This window comes from Cedecea sp., from assembly GCF_036500665.1.
Classification (GTDB): Bacteria; Pseudomonadota; Gammaproteobacteria; order Enterobacterales; family Enterobacteriaceae; genus Cedecea.
This window is the reverse complement of sequence record NZ_DASYBS010000072.1, coordinates 1-22088: the sequence shown is the minus strand read 5'-3', so window position 1 is coordinate 22088 and position 22088 is coordinate 1. Positions and strand designations below refer to the sequence as shown.

Below are 22088 nucleotides of genomic sequence, written 5' to 3'. Positions count from 1 at the left end.
CAACTCAACTTTCCAAAAAAGACGCGCCATTATAGAACCTTCTGCCGGGCAAACCATCCGTTTTGCGTATACTTTTAGTGTTAAGCGATGAAAGTTCTGCGTACACTCTCAACTATTCGGTTTCAAAAGGATTTTTAAGGCATGACAACCTTCTATACCGTGGTGAGCTGGCTGGTTATTCTCGGCTACTGGCTGCTTATTGCTGGCGTAACGCTACGTATATTGATGAAACGCCGTGCCGTTCCTTCGGCTATGGCCTGGCTGTTAATTATCTATATTCTGCCGCTGGTCGGAATTATTGCCTATCTCTCCGTGGGGGAATTGCACCTTGGTAAGCGCCGTGCTGAGCGCGCTCGCGCCATGTGGCCTTCTACCGCCAAATGGCTAAAGGACCTGAAGAACTGCAAGCATATTTTTGCCTCGGAAACCAGTGAGGTGGCGGATTCGCTGTTCCAGCTATGCGAACGACGCCAGGGCATTGCCGGCGTAAAGGGGAATCAACTCCAGCTTCTGACCAGTTCAGATGACACTATGCAGGCGCTGATCCGAGATATTCAGCTAGCACGCCACAACATCGAGATGGTGTTCTATATCTGGCAGCCTGGCGGCATGGCCGACCAAGTGGCTGAATCGCTGATGGCCGCCGCACGTCGCGGTATTCATTGCCGGTTGATGCTCGACTCAGCCGGCAGCGTGGCCTTTTTCCGCAGCCCGTGGGCAAATATGATGCGCAACGCGGGTATCGAGGTTGTTGAAGCGCTGAAGGTTAACCTGATGCGTGTTTTCCTGCGCCGCATGGACCTGCGCCAGCACCGTAAAATGGTGATGATCGATAATTACATTGCCTATACCGGCAGCATGAATATGGTCGACCCTCGTTTCTTCAAGCAGGATGCCAACGTTGGCCAGTGGGTCGACCTGATGGCACGTATGGAAGGCCCGGTCGCCACCGCCATGGGCATCGTTTACTCCTGTGACTGGGAGATAGAGACCGGCAAACGTATTCTCCCGCCGCCGCCGGATGAAAACATCATGCCGTTTGAAGAAGCCAGCGGCCATACCATTCACACTATCGCCTCAGGGCCAGGCTTCCCTGAGGATTTGATTCACCAGGCATTACTGACTTCCGTCTATGCGGCGCGTGAATATCTGATAATGACCACCCCCTACTTCGTGCCAAGCGATGATTTGCTGCATGCGATTTGCACCGCGGCTCAGCGTGGCGTTGACGTGAGCATCATCGTCCCGCGTAAAAACGATTCTCTGCTGGTCGGCTGGGCAAGCCGTGCGTTCTTCACCGAGCTGCTCGCCGCAGGCGTGAAGATTTATCAGTTTGAAGGAGGCCTGTTGCACACCAAGAGCGTGCTGGTCGATGGTCAGTTGAGCCTGGTGGGTACCGTAAACCTGGATATGCGCAGCCTGTGGCTCAACTTTGAGATTACGCTGGTCATCGATGATGAAGGTTTTGCCGGTGATTTAGCGGCAGTACAGGATGACTATATTTCCCGCTCGCGGCTGTTGGACGCGCATTTGTGGGTAAAACGCCCGCTCTGGCAGCGTATGGCTGAGCGACTGTTTTACTTCTTTAGTCCGTTGCTGTAAAACGTGGCGCATCAGCACTCGATAAGTGGATGTAGAGATGGAAATGGATCTGAATAACCGCCTGACCGAAGACGAGACTTTAGAACAGGCGTACGATATTTTTCTCGAGCTGGCGGGTGATAACCTCGATCCTGCCGACATTATTCTGTTCAATCTGCAGTTCGAGGAACGCGGCGGCGCGGAGCTGTTTGACCCGGCCGAAGACTGGCAGGAGCACGTCGATTTCGACCTGAATCCGGACTTCTTCGCCGAAGTGGTTATCGGGCTGGCGGACACCGACGGCGGCGAGCTGAACGATATCTTTGCTCGCGTGCTGCTGTGCCGTGAGAAAGACCACAAGCTTTGCCACATCCTGTGGCGTGAGTAATCATCCCTGCGCGGCCCTCAGGCCGCGCTGTTACTTCTCATTGGGCGGAAGATGCTCCCCGCAAGTTTTGCAGTAATGCGCGTTAGCGGCATGATCCTGCTGATGGCAGCGCGTGCACTCTCTCACCGACCGTCTTCTTTGCATATCCTGCGACATCTGAGACGTTAAAATCCCGGTGGGAATGGCTATTACCGAATAACCAATCAAAATCAGTAATGAGGCAACGAAGCGGCCTAAAGCGGTATGCGGCACAATGTCGCCATAACCGACGGTTGTCACCGTCACAACCGCCCAATAGACCGCCACACCCAGGCTGGTAAAGCCGTTGGCCTTCCCTTCTATGCCGTACATCAGCGCGCCCGCCGCGACCATTACGATGGCAATAAACGAGTAGAACAGGATTAACTGATTGCTGGCGTTGAGCAGGCTCCGCCACAGGCTTTTGAGCGCGGGCATGTAGCGCAAGAGTTTGAGAATGCGGAGCACGCGGATGGCGCGCATCGCTCGCCAGGCAAAATAATAGTGAATAGCGAACTCTGGCCACAGCCACAGCACATACAGCGGCAGCATGGTCGCCAGGTCGATAATACCCCAGACGCTAAACACATAGCGGACGGGTTTAGGCCACGTCAGCACTCGCAATACGTATTCGCAGATAAACAACAGCGTGAAGATGATTTCAAGCCAGATAAAGAGCTGCCATTCATCGAACGTCAGCCTCGGGTCGCTCCCTACGCTCGATTCGGTAAAGACAACGGCAACGCTAAGCAGCGCCAGCAGGCCGCAAAACGCCTCAAAGCGGCGCCCGGAACGGGTATTTTGATCAAACAGAAAGCGGTAAAGCAGCGCTCGAAATGAAGAGATGTTCCCTGACACGGCAATCCTCGCATAAAGAAAGGGCCAGCGCGGTGCTGGCCCCTGGCGAGATTATAGCGGGTCGACCTTCAGACAGGAAACCGCATGGCGGAAACTCCCTTCCAGTACAGGACGCGTTTTCGCGCACTCCGGGCCTGCAATCGGGCAGCGGGTACGGAACACGCAGCCTGAAGGCGGGTTAATCGGCGACGGCAGCTCACCTTCCAGCAGCTGGATGGTTTTGTTCTTTTCCAGATCCGGGTCAGGAATCGGCACTGCCGACATCAGCGCTTTGGTGTAAGGGTGCAGCGGGTTGTGGTAAACCTCGTCATAGGTGCCGAGTTCTACCGCATGCCCCAGATACATCACCAGCACACGATCGGAGATGTGCTTCACAACCGCAAGGTCGTGGGCGATAAAGATAAGCGACAGGCCCATCTCGCGCTGCAGTTTTTGCAGCAGGTTAACCACCTGCGCCTGAATGGAAACATCCAGCGCGGAAACCGGCTCATCACAGATGATGAGTTTAGGTTCCAGAATCAGCGCGCGCGCAATACCGATACGCTGGCACTGGCCGCCGGAAAACTCGTGCGGGTAGCGGTTAACCAGGTTCGGCAACAGGCCCACTTTCATCATCATCGCCTTCACGCGGTCGCGAACTTCCTGCTTAGGCATTTTGGGATGATAGGTCAGCAGCGGCTCGGCAATAATATCGCCGATGTTCATACGCGGGTTCAGCGAGGCCAGCGGATCCTGAAAAATCATCTGAATATCGCTGCGCACGTTGCGCCACTCTTCCGGCTTCATGCCCAGAAGATCTTTCCCAAGCCAGGCAACACGCCCATCGGTCGCTTTCACAAGGCCAATGATAGCACGGGCAAACGTCGACTTACCGCAGCCGGACTCGCCCACCACACCAAGGGTCTCCCCTTCGTACAAACGCAGGGTAACCCCATCAACGGCTTTCAGGGTTTTTGAAGGCTGCCAGAACCACTGCTTGCCGTCTTTGATGTCAAAGTGCACCTTCAGGTCAGCGATTTCTAACAGCACTTTTCTTTCTTCTGCAACGGTGCTCATGCTAATTCCTCCACCGGTCTAAAGCAGGCACGCAGGCGGCCATCACCAAACTGCTCCAGTGGCGGAGCACTGTTACACGCTTCCATAGCAAACTGGCAGCGAGGCTGGAACGGGCATCCCTTCGGTAAACGCAGCAGGTTCGGCGGGTTACCCGGGATGGTAAGCAAAGACTCACCTTCCGCATCCAGGCGCGGCACCGCGTTCAGCAGGCCGATGGAGTACGGATGGACCGGCTTGTAGAACACGTCACGCGCGTTGCCGTATTCCATAGTACGCCCGGCGTACATCACCAGTACTTTGTCGCAGATACCGGCCACCACGCCCAGGTCGTGGGTGATCATGATGATCGCGGTGTTGAACTCGCGTTTCAGCTCGTTCAGCAGCGTCATGATCTGCGCCTGAACGGTCACGTCCAGCGCCGTGGTAGGTTCGTCGGCAATCAGCAGTTTAGGCCGGCACAGCAGCGCCATGGCAATCATCACGCGCTGACGCATACCGCCGGAGAATTCGTGCGGAAACATGCGCATACGCTTGCGCGCTTCCGGCATCTTTACCGCATCCAGCATCCGCACAGACTCTTCAAACGCTTCCGCTTTTCCGAGTTTCTTGTGCAGCATCAGCACTTCCATCAGCTGATCGCCCACGCGCATGTACGGGTTCAGCGAGGTCATTGGATCCTGGAAAATCATCGAGATTTGCTCGGCGCGCAGGCGGTTAAGCTGCGCTTCCGGCAGGTTCAGGATCTCTTTGCCGTTGAATTTCGCGGAGCCGCCGATGCGGCCGTTGGCCGCCAGCAGTCCCATCAGGGCAAAAGCAGTCTGCGATTTGCCGGATCCGGACTCGCCAACAATGCCGAGGGTTTCACCCGCACGCAGGCTAAAGTTGAGGTCGTTTACCGCGGTGACGTCACCGTCCGGCGTGCCAAAGGTCACGCGCAGGTCTTTAACGTCGAGCAGAACCTCTGATTTGTTCAGTGGAGCGGCCACCGGAGAAGTTTCAATAGTACTCATGGAGGTACTCCTTAACGATCTTTCGGGTCGAGGGCATCACGCAGACCATCGCCGATAAAGTTAAAACAGAACAGCGTAATCACCAGGAAGCCTGCCGGGAACAGCAGAAGCCAGGGTGATACCTCCATGGAGTTCGCACCATCACTTAACAATGCGCCCCAGCTGCTCAGAGGCTCCTGCGTGCCGAGGCCCAGGAAGCTCAGGAAAGATTCGAACAGGATCATGCTTGGAACCAGCAGCGAGGCGTATACCACCACCACACCCAGTACGTTCGGCACGATGTGACGCAGAACGATGTTCATCGTAGAAACGCCGCCCACATGAGCCGCTTCGATAAACTCTTTACGCTTCAGACTCAGGGTCTGACCGCGCACGATACGCGCCATGTCCAGCCATGACACCATGCCGATAGCCACGAAGATAAGCAGGATGTTTTGCCCGAAGAAGGTCACCAGCAGAATGACGAAGAACATGAACGGGAAGGAGTTCAGGATCTCCAGCAGACGCATCATCACGGAGTCGATCTTACCGCCGAGGTAGCCGGCCAGACAGCCGTAAAGCGTTCCTACAACCACCGCAACCAGCGCAGCAGCAACACCAACCATCAGGGAGATACGCCCACCGATGGCCACGCGAACCAGCAAATCACGTCCTGAAGAGTCGGTACCGAAATAGTGCCCGGACGCCATATCAGGCGCTGCCGACATCATGCCCCAGTCGGTATCAAAGTAGGTAAACTGCGACAGTACCGGAGCAAACGCCACGAACAGAGCAATTACCGCCAGGACGAACAGGCTGGTGATCGCCGCGCGGTTATGGATAAAACGGCGGCGCGCATCCTGCCACAGACTACGGCCTTCAACTTCCAGTTTTTCACTGAAGTTTTCCAGCGCCTCGCTGTTTTTCTTAGTCAACATTATGGCCACTCCAGCTTAGTAACGGATTTTCGGGTCGATGACGGCATACAGCACGTCGACCACCGCGTTGAACAGAATCGTCAGCGCACCGACCAGAATGGTCAGGCTGAGAACCAGTGAATAGTCACGGTTCAGCGCACCGTTAACAAACAGCTGGCCGATGCCCGGCAAGCCATAAATCGTTTCAATAACCATTGAGCCGGTGATGATCCCAACAAAAGCAGGCCCAAGGTACGACAGTACCGGCAGCAGTGCGGGTTTCAGGGCGTGGCGCAGCACAATACGGCGCATCGGCAAGCCTTTAGCGCGTGCGGTGCGGATAAAGTTAGAGTGCAGGACTTCAATCATTGAACCGCGAGTAATACGCGCAATGCTGGCGATATAAGCCAGAGACAGCGCGATCATCGGCAGTATCATGTACTTCGGCGCGCCCCCGTTCCAGCCGCCTCCGGGCAGCCACTTCAGGGTGATGGCGAATATCAGTACCAGCAACGGAGCCACCACGAAGCTGGGGATAACGACCCCCGTCATGGCAAAGCCCATTACCGTGTAATCCCATTTGGTATTTTGATTCAGCGCCGCAACCACGCCCGCCGTGACACCCAGCACAATAGCAAAGATGAAGGCGGCTGCGCCCAATTTAGCGGAAACCGGGAAGCTGGAAGCCACCAGGTCATTCACAGAATAGTCTTTGTATTTAAATGACGGCCCGAAATCCCCGTGTGCCAGCTGCTTTAAATAGCTGAAATATTGGGTGGTGATCGGATCGTTCAGGTGATACTTCGCTTCGATGTTCGCCATGACTTCTGGCGGCAGCGTACGTTCGCCGGTAAAAGGACTCCCCGGAGCGAGACGCATCATAAAGAAGGAAATCGTTATAAGAATAAAGAGTGTCGGAATTGCTTCCAGACAACGACGTAGAATAAATTTCAACATTGCCCGTACCTTCTGGCCTGTGCCTTTGCAGTGCGATGTAAATAAGACACGATGGGGCACGACTCAACCACCGGCCGAAGCCGGTGAGCCCTGCCCCACGAATTGCCATTAATGTTTGATAATGTACAAGTCTCTGACGTAGACATTATCCAGCGGGTCTTTACCGGTATAACCACCAACCCACGGCTTAACCAGACGGGCGTTAACGTAGTAGTAAACCGGAACGATTGCTGAGTCTTTATCAAGCTGCTGTTCAGCTTTGTCATACAGCGCGGTACGCTGGGCTTCGTCAGTCACCTGCAAAGTATCGGCGATTATCTTGTCGAATGCCGGGCTCTTATAGTGCGCGGTGTTGTTCGAGCTGTCGGACAGCATGGTGTTCAGGAAGGAAGTCGGTTCGTTATAGTCCGCACACCAGCCTGCACGCGCCACGTCGAAGGTACCCTGATGACGGGTATCCAGGAAGGTTTTCCACTCCTGGTTTTCCAGCTTGACGTTCACACCCAGGTTTTTCTGCCAGATAGACGCCACGGCGATAGCCAGCTTCTTGTGCAGATCGGAGGTGTTATACAGCAGGTTGAAGGTCAGCGGTTTGTCTTTGGTGTAGCCCGCTTCAGCCAGCAGTTTCTTCGCTTCTTCGTTACGTTTTTCCTGAGACCAGGTGAACCACTCTGGTTTGGTCAGTTTCGCGCCATCGGTATACGGTGGGGTGTAGCCATAAGCCGGCAGGTCACCCTGGTTTTTCACTTTATTTACGATGATGTCACGATCCAGGCCCAGTTTCAGCGCGGTACGTACACGTGCGTCGGTAAACGGTGCTTTCTGGTTGTTGATCTCGTAGTAATAGGTGCACAGATACGGATCGGCGTGTACTTCAGTTGGGATCTCTTTCTTCAGCTTCTGGAACAGCTCAATCGGCAAGTTGTTATAAGTCATGTCGATTTCGCCGCTGCGGTAGCGGTTTACGTCGGTAACTTCAGAAGAGATTGGCAGATAGGTGACCTGGTTGATAACGGTTTTTTTGTTATTCCAGTAGTCGGTGTTACGCACCAGAACAATACGTTCGTTAACTACCCAATCTTTTACTTTATAAGCACCGTTGGTCACGATATTGGCTGGCTGAGTCCATTTGTCGCCGAATTTTTCAATGGTTGCTTTAGGAACCGGAGAAACGGACGGGTGAGTCAGCAGCTTGTAGAAATAAGGAACCGGCTCGCTCAGAGTCACTTCCAGCGTGTTGGCGTCGATGGCTTTTACGCCCAGATCGCTGGTCGGCTTCTTACCGGCGATAATATCGTCGATGTTAGCGAGGTGGCCGTACTGCAGGTAGCTTGCGTATGGAGAAGCGGTTTTCGGGTCAGCCAGGCGCTGCCAGCTGTAAACGAAGTCCTGAGCGGTTACAGGCTCGCCGTTTGACCATTTAGCATCTTTACGCAGGTGGAAGGTCCACACTTTAAAGTCTTTGTTATCCCATGACTCGGCAACGCCGGCAGTGGGGTGACCCTGCAGGTCGGTAACCAGCAAACCTTCAAATAAATCGCGGCTAATGTTGGACTCCGGCACGCCTTCAATTTTGTGCGGGTCCAGAGACTGTGGTTCTGAACCGTTGTTACGAACCAGGTCTTGTTTCTCTGCCAGTTGAACACCAGCCGGGACGTCCGCCGCCATAGCGACATTGCCGGCAATCAGCGCAGTTAAAATGCCTGCTGCAATCAGGCTTTTTTTAGTGATATTTGTCATTGTGTTGGTACTCCACTCATTATAATTACTGACCCGAAAGTCAGCCTCTTCCCCTTGGGGTCCCTTACAGCGCAGGAGCGTTAAGCGTCCGTACGGGATACTGCTTTACTTCTCGCTATCACCGACTTTATTTTCGGGCCGTTCGATACGACAGCCTCATTACGTCGATTCTGGTATGCCGCCGATTGCGTGGTCGACGGGCAGTAATCTCTATTTCGCAGGACATGATTACTCTGCGAAATCATTCTCATCTACAAAAGAAACTTTTTTCAGCGAATTGTTTTGCCCGGAAAGTATCAAAAGCTTCAGATACCCGCCAATACAATTTGCAAATTTGTTAACCATTTCTCTTTTATGGAGAGATTGTGGGGAGCGCGATGCGCAACACGCCAATCAATTAACTTACACATAATCTTTATAATCATGGAGTTACTTGGGCATCACCACACGGGAAGGGAGGACGATTTCTCACTCGCTTCATCACTCACAAAAAATTAACAATTGATTATTTTTTAGCACATTCCTCTGCGGGAAGGCATGAATTACTAATATCATCTCAATAAATTCGCAGCAAGCCTGATTGCATAACGGCAGCTAAATATAATTTCGATTGCCACTTTTCTGTACAACTTGTTACACCGTCAACCGCTAATCTACGGTTTTCCAAAGTATTTTCTTATGAAAGATTCGCATTTGTTTTTGCAAAAAAGGAACAACGGATAGATGCATTTTTCATCTATTAAGAGAAGAAAAGCAGAATAAAGATTCTGCTTTTTCATTTGAAAGTAGCAGCGGAATTAACTTAATAATCCAGGAAAGATAGCCTTCACTCCGGTGACGATAAATTCGATGCCGAGCGACATCAACAACAGCCCCATGATACGGGTGATCACGTTTATGCCGGTTTGCCCCAATATGCGCACAAGCCAGGGCGCAATACGGAACAGCAGCCAGCAGCAGAAAGCAAACAGCGCAATGGCGATAGAAAAGCCCAGAAGGTGGCCCCAGTTATGGTAGCGACTGCCCCAAACGATAGTGGAACTGATGGCCCCAGGCCCCGCCATCAGCGGTAATGCAAGCGGAACAACACCTACGCTTTCGCGGATGGCGCTCTCTGACTTTTCCTGCTTGTTTTGTTTATCCTCACCCAGCTTGCCGCTTATCATCGACATGGCAATGGTCACCACCAGAATGCCGCCGGCGATGCGGAATGAGTCTATTGAAATACCAAAGACTTGCAGAATGCCGTCGCCAAGAAAAAGTGAGGTCCAGAGAATAATCGCAACCGAGAGATTGGCGGTAAGATTGGTTTTATTTCTTGCGGCCGCACTCTGGTAACTGGTCATGCTAATAAAGACGGGAATAATCCCTACCGGGTTGACCAGAGCAAACATCCCGATAAAAAACTTAATATAGGTTGGCAAGTCGAAAAAGGATTGAGCCACGCAAAACTCCGCAAATGAACAAAGCAAAAGCAGGCGTAATGTAATGGAAAAACACCCCCGCCGCTACGCTATTTCCCTGGGTAATCGACCGCGACAGCAACTAATTTTAGCATGGTGGTGAACTGTTACCTTAATGTTGAATTTGTGGTACTTTGTTTTGTCATCGCTGTGACTAAATTTTTAAAGATTTATCAATCACCTGAGTAGCGCCTGCTGAATGGTGTCAGCATGAGATAGTTGTGATTTAGATCACGAAAAACCTACTCAGAAGTGGGTACTCTTGGTCACATCTGAAAAGCAGAATTTTCCTCTGAAGCCGCTTGTTCAGGTGAGGCTCTTTTAGTAAATCAGCGCATGAAATCAGGTATTTTGTACGGCATCGTTTCGTCCTAAACACGCATTCTGTTGCTGCTGACTATACTGTCGACTCGCGCAGCTTATTTACTAAAAGAGTTTAACATTATCAGGAGAGCATTATGGCTGTAACTAATGTCGCGGAACTGAACGCCCTCGTAGAGCGCGTAAAGAAAGCCCAGCGTGAATATGCCAACTTTACTCAAGAGCAAGTCGATAAAATCTTCCGTGCTGCCGCCCTGGCAGCTGCCGACGCTCGAATCCCCCTGGCTAAATTAGCCGTTGCCGAATCCGGTATGGGTATCGTCGAAGATAAAGTGATTAAAAACCACTTTGCTTCCGAATATATCTACAATGCCTATAAAGATGAGAAAACCTGCGGTGTGCTGTCTGAAGATCACACCTTCGGTACCATCACTATCGCTGAACCCATCGGCATCATCTGCGGTATCGTCCCTACCACCAACCCGACGTCTACCGCCATCTTCAAATCTTTAATCAGCCTGAAGACCCGTAACGCCATCATCTTCTCGCCACATCCGCGTGCTAAAGATGCAACCAACAAAGCAGCGGATATCGTGCTGCAGGCTGCAATCGCTGCCGGTGCACCGAAAGATCTGATCGGCTGGATCGATCAGCCTTCCGTAGAGCTGTCTAACGCTCTGATGCACCACCCGGATATCAATATGATTCTGGCTACCGGTGGTCCAGGCATGGTTAAAGCGGCTTATAGCTCTGGTAAACCTGCTATCGGCGTTGGTGCCGGTAACACCCCGGTTGTGGTTGACGAAACCGCAGACATCAAACGTGCTGTTGCTTCTATTCTGATGTCCAAAACCTTCGATAACGGCGTGATCTGTGCTTCTGAACAGTCCGTTATCGTTGTCGATTCTGCTTATAACGCAGTGCGTGAGCGCTTCGCTACCCACGGCGGCTACCTGCTGCAGGGCAAAGAGCTGAAAGCCGTACAGGACATCATCCTGAAAAATGGCGCGCTGAATGCCGCAATCGTTGGTCAGCCAGCAACCAAAATTGCTGAACTGGCAGGCTTTACCGTACCCGCAGACACCAAAATCCTGATCGGCGAAGTGTCCGTAGTGGATGAGTCTGAGCCGTTTGCTCACGAAAAACTGTCTCCGACCCTGGCAATGTACCGTGCCAAAAACTTCGAAGATGCCGTGGTGAAAGCGGAAAAACTGGTTGAGATGGGCGGTATCGGCCATACCTCTTGCCTGTATACCGACCAGGACAACCAGCCTGCGCGCGTTAAATTCTTCGGCGACAAAATGAAGACCGCACGTATCCTGATTAACACCCCGGCTTCTCAGGGTGGTATCGGCGACCTGTATAACTTCAAACTGGCCCCTTCCCTGACGCTGGGCTGTGGTTCATGGGGTGGTAACTCCATCTCTGAAAACGTGGGTCCGAAGCACCTGATCAACAAGAAAACCGTTGCTAAGCGAGCTGAGAACATGTTGTGGCATAAACTTCCGAAATCTATCTACTTCCGCCGTGGCTCCCTGCCAATTGCGCTGGACGAAGTGATTACTGATGGCCACAAACGTGCGCTGATTGTGACTGACCGCTTCTTGTTCAACAACGGCTACGCTGACCAGATCACCTCCGTGCTGAAAGCAGCAGGTGTAGAAACCGAAGTCTTCTTCGAAGTTGAAGCTGACCCGACGCTGACCGTTGTACGTAAAGGCGCAGAGCTGGCGAACTCCTTCAAGCCAGACGTGATTATCGCGCTGGGCGGCGGCTCCCCAATGGATGCTGCGAAAATCATGTGGGTGATGTACGAACACCCGGAAACCCACTTTGAAGAACTGGCGCTGCGCTTTATGGATATCCGTAAACGTATCTACAAGTTCCCGAAAATGGGCGTGAAAGCGAAGATGATTGCGGTTACCACCACGTCCGGTACCGGTTCAGAAGTCACTCCGTTTGCGGTTGTAACTGATGATGCAACGGGCCAGAAATATCCACTGGCTGACTACGCATTGACGCCGGATATGGCGATTGTTGATGCTAACCTGGTTATGGACATGCCTAAGTCACTGTGCGCCTTTGGTGGTCTGGATGCCGTCACTCACGCGCTGGAAGCTTACGTTTCCGTACTGGCGAGCGAATTCTCTGACGGTCAGGCTCTGCAAGCGCTGAAACTGCTCAAGGAAAACCTGCCAGCTTCCTATAATGAAGGGTCTAAAAACCCGGTTGCCCGTGAACGTGTTCACAACGCAGCGACTATCGCCGGTATCGCGTTTGCTAACGCCTTCCTGGGTGTGTGTCACTCAATGGCTCATAAACTGGGTTCTCAGTTCCACATTCCTCACGGCCTGGCGAACGCCCTGCTGATTTCCAACGTTATCCGCTATAACGCGAATGACAACCCAACCAAGCAGACCGCTTTCAGCCAGTACGATCGCCCACAGGCACGTCGTCGCTATGCTGAAATCGCTGACCATCTGGGTCTGACCGCTGCGGGTGACCGTACCGCGGCTAAGATTGAGAAACTGCTGGCATGGCTGGATTCTATCAAGGCTGAACTGGGTATTCCTAAGTCCATCCGCGAAGCAGGCGTACAGGAAGCAGACTTCCTGGCGCACGTTGACAAACTGTCTGAAGATGCGTTTGATGACCAGTGTACCGGTGCAAACCCTCGCTATCCGCTGATTTCTGAACTGAAACAGATTCTGCTGGATACCTACTACGGACGTGAGTTCGTTGAAGGCGCGGTGGCTAAAGAAGCGGCGCCTGCAGCAAAAGCTGATAAAAAAGCGAAGAAAACGGCTTAATCGTTAGCTTTCAAATACAAAACCCGCCTTTCGGCGGGTTTTTTTATGCCTGATTCACGCGCTCAGGCCACGACAACGCGTTTAATACCACGAGGGCATAGGCTGCCCTGCTTCTTAATTAACGCCCCTGAATCTCCTGCAGAGAGCCTTTAATTAACGCTTCTTTATAATGCTTACGGCAAACTGAGATGTAGCGCTCATTGCCGCCAATCACAACCTGCTCACCTTCATTATAAGGACGCCCATCCTGATCGAGGCGTAACACCATGCTGGCCTTGCGCCCGCAGAAACAAATCGTCTTCAACTCCACCAGCTTATCGGACAGCGCGAGAAGGTACTGGCTACCGCTGAATAATTCGCCACGAAAATCCGTACGCAGGCCGTAGCACAAAACCGGTATATCTAACTCATCCACAACGTCAGATAAAGCATAGACCTGCTCTTTAGATAAGAACTGGCTTTCATCTACCAGCACGCAATGTACCGGCGCAGACTGCTGCTCTGCGCGAATATCGGCAAACAAATCCGTCGCCTGGTTATACAGTCTGGCAGGGGATGACAGACCAATACGTGAACTGACTTTACCGACACCAAAACGATTATCTATCTCCGCGGTATACACCAGCGTGCGCATCCCTCTTTCCTGGTAATTCCAGGAGGACTGAAGCAGTGCTGTCGATTTTCCTGCGTTCATTGCAGAGTAGTAAAAATAGAGTTGAGCCATTGCACCTGTAGCCTGAATCAGAATGTAAATAATGTTGCTGCGGATTGTACCACAGCGATGCGAAGCAGTGGATTACCGATTACCTCTCTAAACACAAGGGTTAATTTCATCAGATATATTAATAAATCACGCTTATACAGTGAGTAATAGCTGCCGCCTTCACCGGTGAAACAGCCGTAGCAGAAGCTGTTGTGCCACGTTTATACCTCCTCCAGGAAATTGTTCACTTGCTCAATTATTATAAATTGTAAACAGCCTGTATCAGCCACAGGCATTAATAGATTCAATTGATATTTGATGATTAATGCGAAATTTTATCTTTTTTTCCCCACCAACAAACCCTTTTGACCTCAGGGTTGTTGTCTAAAAATTGAGTCTTAAAGTGCCATTTGGTGTGGTCTGGCAGGCCGAAATTAAGTTAACCGTATTTAAACCACCGCATATATATCAGCAAATTTTGAATTCCTTACATTCACGGCTATTGCAGAACTTAATATAACGCTCTATTATTAGCTCAAACGTCACCCCCCAATAATAAGTTTGAGATTACTACAATGAGCGAAGCACTTAAAATTCTGAACAACATCCGTACTCTTCGTGCCCAGGCAAGAGAATGCACCCTGGAAACTCTGGAAGAGATGCTGGAAAAATTAGAGGTTGTGGTTAACGAACGTCGCGAAGAAGAAAACGCGGCAGCGGCTGAAGTTGAAGAACGTACTCGTAAACTGCAGCAGTACCGTGAAATGCTTATTGCTGACGGTATCGATCCTAACGAGCTGCTGAACAGCATTGCTGCTGTTAAATCCGCAGGCAAAGCGAAACGCGCTGCGCGCCCGGCTAAATACCAGTACATCGACGAAAACGGTGAAACTAAAACCTGGACCGGCCAGGGCCGTACCCCAGCAGTTATCAAGAAAGCAATGGACGAGCAAGGTAAGAAACTGGAAGACTTCCTGCTTTAATCCTCTCAGTGCTGCTTATTAAGATCCCGCTTCGGCGGGATTTTTATTTTAAGCCCCCAGCATGTTAAGTTCCTCCCCGCCCCCAGTAACGCAATCATAAAACCGCTTACTTTTCTTATTAAAGAAACTGGACCAATATTTTTAGATACAATACCTGATCTTTAGTACAGCTAATTTCGCTCCTTAATCATCACGTTAACCGTAAAACTGATTTATCTTACCGTGTGGTAATCCTTTTACCGGGTTCATATACCCCATAAGCGTTATCAACAGAACGTAGAGTATTACTACAAAGATTTGAATTGCAGGCCTGAGTAGTGGCTAATCAAGCCAACAATTCTTACTGCTGTGATTATTGAGGAGACGCGTTACGTTTCGTTTTTATCTCCGCTAACATAAGCACCGCTGGAATGAGTCTGCCTGGCTTGCTTAACCAACGTATGATTCCAATTATTATCGACACCTTTAACGCTAATATTCAGGATCAAGAAAATGGCGTTTGCTTTTAGCCCACCACTTTTTGTTCTGACGCTGCAACGCCTGAGAGGTCAAATAATGAACGTATCTCTGATTGTTTGGGATCGTTATAAGTGGCTTACGCCTGGCGCAACTGGAAACAGAAGCCAGCAACGGCTGGTATTACGCACAGAAACAGTGTGAGGGGATTTAGAGCGTGACCAGAAGGAGAAATACCGGCAGCATACAGGCCTGTTAGATGCGCTGTCGTGCCGGTAACAATACATAACGACAGAAGGTTGTTACTCAGACAATATTGATAGATGCACCGCGGCCAATGGCATAATAGACAAAACCACGCTTGTTAAGCCTTTCAGGATCATAAAGGTTACGACCATCAAAGATAACCGGCTGCTTCAGGGATTTCTTCATCAGGTCGAAATCTGGCGCTTTGAAGCTTTGCCATTCCGTGCAAACAACCAGCGCATCAGCGCCCTGTAACGCAGCCTCTTTGGTTCCCATCAACCTTAAGTCGCTGCGGTGGCCATAAATACGCTGAGTCTCATCCATTGCTTCCGGATCGAAAGCCTGCACTTCAGCACCGCGTTCCCACAGCGCTTCAATCAACACGCGGCTCGAGGCTTCACGCATATCATCGGTATTCGGCTTGAATGAAAGCCCCCAAAGAGCAAAGGTCTTCCCTTTCAGATCCTGACCAAAGTGGCGAGTAATGAACTCTGGCAGCTTTTGCTTCTGTGCGTAGTTGACCTCTTCTACCGCCTGCAGAATACGTGGCGTGTAGCCAATCTGTTCAGCAGTACGAATCAGGGCCTGAACGTCTTTCGGGAAGCAGGAGCCACCGTAGCCGCAGCCAGGGTAGATAAAGCTGTAGCCGATACGGGAATCTGAACCGATCCCCATACGCACTTTCTCGACATCCGCCCCCAGGCGCTCGGCCAGGTTTGCAATTTCGTTCATAAAGCTGATTTTGGTCGCCAGCATGCAGTTAGCGGCATATTTGGTCAGCTCTGCACTGCGGATATCCATCAGAATCATACGATCATGATTACGGTTGAACGGCTCATAGAGCTCGCGCAGCAGTTCAATAACCTCTTCGTTATCCGTACCGATAACAATACGCTCAGGGCGCATACAGTCGGCAACCGCGGCGCCTTCCTTCAGGAACTCAGGGTTAGAAACCACGTCAAACCCAATCTCAAGCCCACGCGACTTCAGGGTTTCTGCCATTACCGCTCGCACTTTATCTGCCGTGCCAACGGGAACCGTAGATTTGTCGATAACCACTTTATGCGAGTCCATATACTGCGCGATGGTGCGCGCTACGGCAGTCACATATTTCAAGTCAGCAGAACCGTCTTCATCCGGCGGTGTACCCACGGCAATATAGTGCATTTCACCGTGGTGAACGCCCTGCTCAGCATCGGTGCTGAACTGCAGGCGTCCTTCCTCGTAATTCTTCTTTACCAGGGGAGCAAGGCCTGGTTCAAAGATCGGGATTTCGCCTTTTTTAAGGTTTTCCACTTTCTTTGCGTCTACGTCGATGCACATAACATCGTGCCCCACATCGGCCAGTACAGCAGCCTGTACCAACCCAACGTAGCCAATACCAAATACGGTAACTTTCATCTTACCATCCTGCGTTGAATAGAATTATTTCTTCGCGCCAACGGTGGCTTCAAGCCAGGTTTTGAAGTCTTCACCCAGCGTTTTATGACGAATACCGTACTCAACAAACGCCTGCATATAGCCCAGTTTGTTGCCGCAATCGTGGCTCACGCCCTTCATGTGGTAAGCCTCAACGGTCTCTTTATCCATCAGCATAGCGATAGAGTCGGTCAGCTGGATCTCATCACCCGCTCCCGGAGGCGTCTTAGCCAGCAGAGGCCAAATATCTGCGCTCAGTACATAGCGCCCGACGACCGCCAGATTAGATGGCGCAACGTCTGCTTTTGGTTTTTCAACAATGCCCACCATCGGCACGCTGTCGCCGGCAGAGAGCGCGGCACCTTTACAGTCAACGACGCCGTAAGCGGTAACATCGGCAACCGGCTCAACCATGATTTGGCTGTGGCCCGTGGTGTCAAAGCGGCGGATCATTTCAGCCAGGTTATCCTGGGAAAGATCGGATTCGAATTCATCGAGGATTACGTCTGGCAGAATAACGGCGACCGGCTCGTCACCCACAACCGGGTGCGCGCACAGCACGGCGTGGCCAAGGCCTTTAGCCAGCCCCTGACGCACCTGCATAATGGTGACGTGAGGAGGACAAATAGACTGAACTTCTTCCAGAAGCTGACGTTTAACGCGCTTCTCCAGCATCGCTTCCAGCTCAAAACTGGTATCAAAATGGTTTTCAATCGAGTTTTTTGAGGAGTGGGTGACCAGCACGATTTCAGTAATACCGGCAGCGATACACTCATTAACGACATACTGAATCAGCGGCTTATCAACCAGCGGCAGCATCTCTTTTGGAATTGCCTTTGTTGCCGGCAACATGCGCGTTCCCAATCCCGCAACAGGGATAACAGCTTTCGTTACTTTAGAATTAATAGCAGCCATTGAAAAAACCTCCAGGACTGTTCAAGTTTCACACTTGTCGTCAATTTAAAAACGCGATTGAGTATATCAGCTTAAAAACGAAAACCGCCCCCTGTTTACTCCGGCAGCGGTTAATTTAAGACAAATACGATTAGGTTGGTCGCGATATTACCACCGCCCGAGTTCCAGGAAAAAAGCTAAATGTAATCAGTTGTTCCGTTGTTTATTCTGCAGACAACATGAGACGCAAACGGCCACCGGAGCCCCACACCTGGCACTGCCACGCTTCGCATCGCTGGCTGATTTGATTCAGGTAGGCGTTACCCAGCGTACCCAGCGGCACACCATTGCTGACCTGGATTTGGTGCTCACCCGTATTTAACGTTGCATTAAGCCCGGCGGAAACAAGTATGAGGTTTTTTAATCCGCTGTGATAATAACCAACTATTAGCGGAAATTGCCCGCTAAGGTTGGCCTGTCGCAATAGCTGATTAACTTGTTTTAGTAAGTTTCCCAATTCAGGTAAACGCTGCCCTTGATGTGAGAGTTGTTCCTGTAGCAAACCGTTGAATAAAGCCCGTAACAACAGCGCCGCTAATACACCGTTCTCACCGGCACGGGTAACATCCAGGCAATAAAACGCTAAGTCATTATCTGAAAGGGGTGCAATATCGAGCACGAGGCCCGGCTGATCGACCGAAATTAACTGGCGATAATTTATCCGGCAGCGCGAGATAACCTGCTGAACCGGCGGCTGCAGTTCTTGTAATAATTTAGAGGCCGCCTGCGGGTCACGCGCCAGCGCATCCCAGTCCTGAAACAGTCGTTCTTCCTCTTCTACCCGTGAATTAAACATGGCGGGGTAGATGCAGGATAAAACCGTCTCTTTTAATCGATTAAGATCTTTAATTGGTTTCAGCAGGACATCCTGCACGCCAAGCCGCAAAGCCTGGGCGATATCCGACATATTTTCGGTCGCTGAAATCACTAAAATTGGCGTTTGATTACCGTCATTCCGAATATGTTCTACCAGCTCAAGGCCGTTCATCCTGGGCATTGCAAGATCGCAAATCAGCAGATCAGGAACGGACTGCGCAAGCTTTTCCAGCGCATCCATGCCGTCCCACGCAAGCCTCGTCACAGCACCAAGTGAAGTGAGATAGCTGTCCAGCAGAGAGCGGAAAACGGGCTCGTCTTCAACAATAAGAATGTGTTTTCCTTCCAGCGGGTAACTCATGCGCTTTCCTCTGCCTGGCAATAACTCAATAGTGGCACGGTATCGCAACGAGCGCCTGTCAGAAACGGTTTAAGTATTAACTTAAACATGAGTACGAACCAACGGTAACAACTCATCCATTTTTTTCTCAACCGCCAGGCTTCCCGCCGCGATAGCTTCTGAAGCACGGTGAAAGTCGAGCGTAGATATTTGCGGGCAGAACGGCTGCAGAAGAATGTCGGGAGGATCGCCCGCCATACGGTTACGTTTGAGGCGGTTTTCCAGCACCTGAATAGAGGTCGTCATGATTTCCATCGCCGTGGGCGTCACATTCGCCCGGCGGTTAGTCATTTTTCCCAGCCGCTCACGCAGACGGCTGCGCCAGGATGTTGCCTGCGCCAACGGCTCATCCGCCGATGGCGTCATATTGACCGACAGCAAATCCTGCTGCATCAGATGTGCATCATGCTGTAAATCAACCGCGATAACGATATCCGCGCCCAGTGCACGGGTTAGCGAGATTGGTACAGGGTTAACAATCGCCCCGTCCACCAGCCAATAACCATTGTGTGCAACCGGTGACAAGAGCCCCGGCATGCTGCAAGAAGCACGGATGGCTTGGTGCAAATCCCCCTCGGTGAACCACAGTTCTCGCCCGGTACTAAGGTTGGTGGCCACGGCGCCAAATCGCAGGCCGCAGCCTTCAATAGCCGTTTCTGGAATGATTTTACGAATATTATTAAACACGCGTTCGCCGCGCAGTAGCCCGCCGCGACGCCAGGAGAGATCCATCAGGCGCAGGACATCCCAGTAGCTAAAGGACCGAACCCACCGCTCCATCACCGTAAGCCGCTGACTGGCATAGGCAGCACCGACCAGCGCGCCTACAGAGCAACCTGCCACGACATCAATCTGGATCCCTGCCTTTTTTAACGCATTGATAACGCCAATGTGCGCCCATCCTTTTGCAGCACCCGACCCTAATGCCAGGCCGATCTTTACCTGTCTCATCACGCCTCGGTCAATCTTCCCCGGTAATCACTCCGTGACGCCAACGCCACTGCTCAGTTAACATAAGCGCTGCCGTAGTGTTATTGACGCCGTTTATTTTTTCCTGGAGATGCAATGTTGCAACTTTGTCCCTGTGGCAGCGGTTTGGAGTATAGCTTATGTTGTCAGCCTTACCTAAGCGCTGGCCAGCATCCGCAACGCCCGTCACAGCTTATGCGCTCTCGTTATACCGCTTTTGTGATGCGGGATGCGGACTATCTGGTATCCAGCTGGCATGAGAGCTGCCGCCGCCCCGGCTTAAAATCAGAAATATCCAACAGCTTTGGCACCACTGAATGGCTTGGCCTGACCGTCTATGAAGAGGCTGATGGCAAAGATGCAAACGAAGGATATGTAAGTTTTGTTGCCCGTTTTCGAGAAAATGGCCATCAAAGTGCGATAATTGAACGTTCCCGTTTCGTCAGGGAAAGCGGCCAATGGTACTATATCGACGGTCTTCGCCCGCAGTTTGGTCGTAACGACCCCTGCCCTTGCGGCTCAGGTAAAAAATATAAAAAATGCTGCGGGTGATAGCCTTCGCTTCGTAACAGCATTATTGTTTCGCAAACACCGTTCAACAGGATTTATCTCTTCATGCAGGCACTACAACGTAAAGTTCTCCGCACAATCTGCCCTGACCAAAAGGGTCTCATCGCGCGAATCACTAATATTTGCTACAAACATGAACTCAATATCGTTCAGAACAATGAATTTGTCGATCATCGTACCGGCCGCTTCTTCATGCGCACCGAACTCGAGGGTATTTTTAACGACACCACGCTGATGGCTGACCTCGACAGTGCGCTGCCGGAAGGCTCAATTCGCGAATTGACGCCAGCCGGACGTCGCCGCATCGTTATTCTGGTCACCAAAGAGGCCCACTGCCTTGGCGATCTGCTGATGAAAGCCACCTACGGCGGCCTGGACGTAGAAATTGCCGCCGTTATCGGCAATCACGAAACCTTGCGTACTTTAGTGGAGCGTTTCGATATTCCGTTCCAACTTGTCAGCCATGAAGGGATGACGCGTGAAGAGCACGATATGCAAATGGCCGATGCCATTGATGCGCATAAACCGGATTACGTGGTACTGGCAAAATACATGCGAGTCCTGACGCCTGAGTTCGTGGCTCGCTTCCCAAACCAGATTATTAATATCCACCACTCGTTCCTGCCGGCCTTTATCGGCGCACGCCCTTATCATCAGGCCTATGAACGCGGCGTGAAGATTATCGGCGCGACCGCGCATTACGTTAATGATAATTTGGATGAAGGCCCAATCATCATGCAGGACGTGATTCACGTCGACCACACCTACACCGCAGACGATATGATGCGTGCAGGGCGTGACGTAGAGAAGAATGTGCTGAGCCGAGCGCTATACGAAGTACTGGCACAGCGCGTCTTTGTTTACGGTAACCGCACGATTATTCTGTAATCATCCGGAAAATGAATTGCTTAGCTTTACGCCGCTACGCGTAAAAAAACGGCAAACGATTCATTTTCTTAGATTGAAAGCTTTACAGCGGCGCTTCATTTGATATGATGCGCCCCGCTTCCCACAAGGAAGCAGGCCAGTAACAAGCAATACCCCGTGGTGGGGTTCCCGAGCGGCCAAAGGGAGCAGACTGTAAATCTGCCGTCATCGACTTCGAAGGTTCGAATCCTTCCCCCACCACCATTATTCACCACAGCGATGTGGTAATACCGATGAGATGAGGCAATGCTTTCGCTTATCGGGAAGGGTGAGAACCTTCGACTAAGGTTCGAATCGAGCGAAAGCGAGATAACGCTGCTGAAGCAGCGGCCCGAAGGGTGAGGAGCGAAGCAACGAATAATCCTTCCCCCACCACCATCTGACAATTCAAAGCACTACCCCTGGCGGGGTTCCCGAGCGGCCAAAGGGAGCAGACTGTAAATCTGCCGTCATCGACTTCGAAGGTTCGAATCCTTCCCCCACCACCATCACTTCTCTGTAGCTCCTCAGCCAAATCAATCGATGTTACCCAATATTCTGCCCATGC

Annotated in this window: 18 protein-coding genes, 2 tRNA genes and 1 other RNA gene; 9 read left to right on the top strand and 12 right to left on the bottom strand. The window is 51.4% G+C overall.

The features are described from left to right. Nucleotides 1-141 precede the first annotated feature (141 nt). Together cls and VGM55_RS12060 are read left to right on the top strand one after the other, a co-directional pair. Nucleotides 142-1602: a cardiolipin synthase gene (gene cls, locus VGM55_RS12065; protein WP_154186857.1), complete on the top strand. Its 1461-nt coding sequence runs from the start codon at nt 142-144 to the stop codon at nt 1600-1602. Between the two features lie 37 nt (nt 1603-1639). Then, entirely contained in the window at nt 1640-1969 is a 330-nt protein-coding gene (locus tag VGM55_RS12060) for an HI1450 family dsDNA-mimic protein (protein ID WP_008454257.1), read from the top strand. 30 nt (nt 1970-1999) lie between these two features. Here the strand turns inward: VGM55_RS12060 and VGM55_RS12055 are convergent, their stop codons facing one another. The 7 genes from VGM55_RS12055 to VGM55_RS12025 all read right to left on the bottom strand — a co-directional run bounded on the left by VGM55_RS12055 (nt 2000) and on the right by VGM55_RS12025 (nt 9949). Continuing rightward, on the bottom strand, nt 2000-2845 hold the full coding sequence (locus tag VGM55_RS12055; RefSeq protein WP_331635583.1) for an ion transporter: 846 nt from the start codon (nt 2843-2845) through the stop codon (nt 2000-2002). Nucleotides 2846-2896: 51 nt separating this feature from the next. Then, a complete protein-coding gene (gene oppF, locus VGM55_RS12050; protein WP_154186856.1) occupies nt 2897-3901 on the bottom strand; it encodes a murein tripeptide/oligopeptide ABC transporter ATP binding protein OppF in 1005 nt (334 codons plus the stop codon). Beyond that, nucleotides 3898-4911: an ABC transporter ATP-binding protein gene (locus tag VGM55_RS12045; RefSeq protein WP_154186855.1), complete on the bottom strand. Its 1014-nt coding sequence runs from the start codon at nt 4909-4911 to the stop codon at nt 3898-3900. Before VGM55_RS12045 ends, oppF begins: the two co-directional genes overlap by 4 nt. A gap of 11 nt (nt 4912-4922) precedes the next feature. Beyond that, entirely contained in the window at nt 4923-5831 is a 909-nt protein-coding gene (gene oppC / locus VGM55_RS12040; protein ID WP_331635600.1) for an oligopeptide ABC transporter permease OppC, read from the bottom strand. A 12-nt stretch (nt 5832-5843) separates the two neighbouring features. Then, nucleotides 5844-6764 carry an oligopeptide ABC transporter permease OppB gene (gene oppB, locus VGM55_RS12035; protein ID WP_008454251.1) on the bottom strand — a complete coding sequence of 307 codons (921 nt, stop codon included), beginning with the start codon at nt 6762-6764 and terminating at the stop codon, nt 5844-5846. Nucleotides 6765-6872: 108 nt separating this feature from the next. Next, nucleotides 6873-8504 carry an oligopeptide ABC transporter substrate-binding protein OppA gene (oppA, locus tag VGM55_RS12030; RefSeq protein ID WP_016536728.1) on the bottom strand — a complete coding sequence of 544 codons (1632 nt, stop codon included), beginning with the start codon at nt 8502-8504 and terminating at the stop codon, nt 6873-6875. A gap of 797 nt (nt 8505-9301) precedes the next feature. After that, complete coding sequence (locus VGM55_RS12025; protein WP_331635582.1) at nt 9302-9949, bottom strand: YchE family NAAT transporter; 648 nt, start codon at nt 9947-9949, stop codon at nt 9302-9304. A 476-nt stretch (nt 9950-10425) separates the two neighbouring features. Between VGM55_RS12025 and adhE the strand changes: the two genes are divergently transcribed. Next, the gene (gene adhE / locus VGM55_RS12020; RefSeq protein WP_154186852.1) at nt 10426-13098 is read left to right on the top strand and encodes a bifunctional acetaldehyde-CoA/alcohol dehydrogenase; all 2673 of its coding nucleotides are present in this window, start codon (nt 10426-10428) and stop codon (nt 13096-13098) included. A gap of 118 nt (nt 13099-13216) precedes the next feature. On the opposite strand, the gene tdk is transcribed toward adhE, so the two are convergent. Beyond that, nucleotides 13217-13822, bottom strand: a complete 606-nt coding sequence (gene tdk, locus VGM55_RS12015) for a thymidine kinase (RefSeq protein WP_154186851.1) — start codon at nt 13820-13822, stop codon at nt 13217-13219. 554 nt (nt 13823-14376) lie between these two features. Here tdk and hns point away from each other — a divergent pair. After that, a complete protein-coding gene (gene hns / locus VGM55_RS12010; RefSeq protein WP_008454242.1) occupies nt 14377-14784 on the top strand; it encodes a histone-like nucleoid-structuring protein H-NS in 408 nt (135 codons plus the stop codon). 762 nt (nt 14785-15546) lie between these two features. Here the strand turns inward: hns and VGM55_RS12005 are convergent. From VGM55_RS12005 to rssA, 4 genes are all read right to left on the bottom strand, one after another. Next, nucleotides 15547-16887 carry a UDP-glucose/GDP-mannose dehydrogenase family protein gene (locus VGM55_RS12005; protein WP_331635581.1) on the bottom strand — a complete coding sequence of 447 codons (1341 nt, stop codon included), beginning with the start codon at nt 16885-16887 and terminating at the stop codon, nt 15547-15549. Between the two features lie 24 nt (nt 16888-16911). Then, entirely contained in the window at nt 16912-17820 is a 909-nt protein-coding gene (gene galU, locus VGM55_RS12000) for a UTP--glucose-1-phosphate uridylyltransferase GalU (protein WP_016536741.1), read from the bottom strand. Between the two features lie 202 nt (nt 17821-18022). Next, complete coding sequence (rssB, locus tag VGM55_RS11995) at nt 18023-19036, bottom strand: two-component system response regulator RssB (RefSeq protein WP_331635580.1); 1014 nt, start codon at nt 19034-19036, stop codon at nt 18023-18025. Between the two features lie 81 nt (nt 19037-19117). Beyond that, on the bottom strand, nt 19118-20026 hold the full coding sequence (gene rssA / locus VGM55_RS11990) for a patatin-like phospholipase RssA (RefSeq protein WP_331635579.1): 909 nt from the start codon (nt 20024-20026) through the stop codon (nt 19118-19120). Between the two features lie 114 nt (nt 20027-20140). Between rssA and VGM55_RS11985 the strand changes: the two genes are divergently transcribed. The 5 genes from VGM55_RS11985 to VGM55_RS11965 all read left to right on the top strand — a co-directional run bounded on the left by VGM55_RS11985 (nt 20141) and on the right by VGM55_RS11965 (nt 22029). After that, on the top strand, nt 20141-20596 hold the full coding sequence (locus tag VGM55_RS11985) for a YchJ family protein (RefSeq protein WP_154186847.1): 456 nt from the start codon (nt 20141-20143) through the stop codon (nt 20594-20596). 63 nt (nt 20597-20659) lie between these two features. Beyond that, the gene (gene purU, locus VGM55_RS11980) at nt 20660-21502 is read left to right on the top strand and encodes a formyltetrahydrofolate deformylase (protein ID WP_154186846.1); all 843 of its coding nucleotides are present in this window, start codon (nt 20660-20662) and stop codon (nt 21500-21502) included. 158 nt (nt 21503-21660) lie between these two features. Then, nucleotides 21661-21745, top strand: a tRNA-Tyr gene (locus VGM55_RS11975). A 43-nt stretch (nt 21746-21788) separates the two neighbouring features. Then, nucleotides 21789-21919: non-coding RNA, RtT sRNA (locus tag VGM55_RS11970), on the top strand. Nucleotides 21920-21944: 25 nt separating this feature from the next. Further along, nucleotides 21945-22029: transfer RNA gene (locus tag VGM55_RS11965), tRNA-Tyr, on the top strand. Nucleotides 22030-22088: the final 59 nt, after the last annotated feature.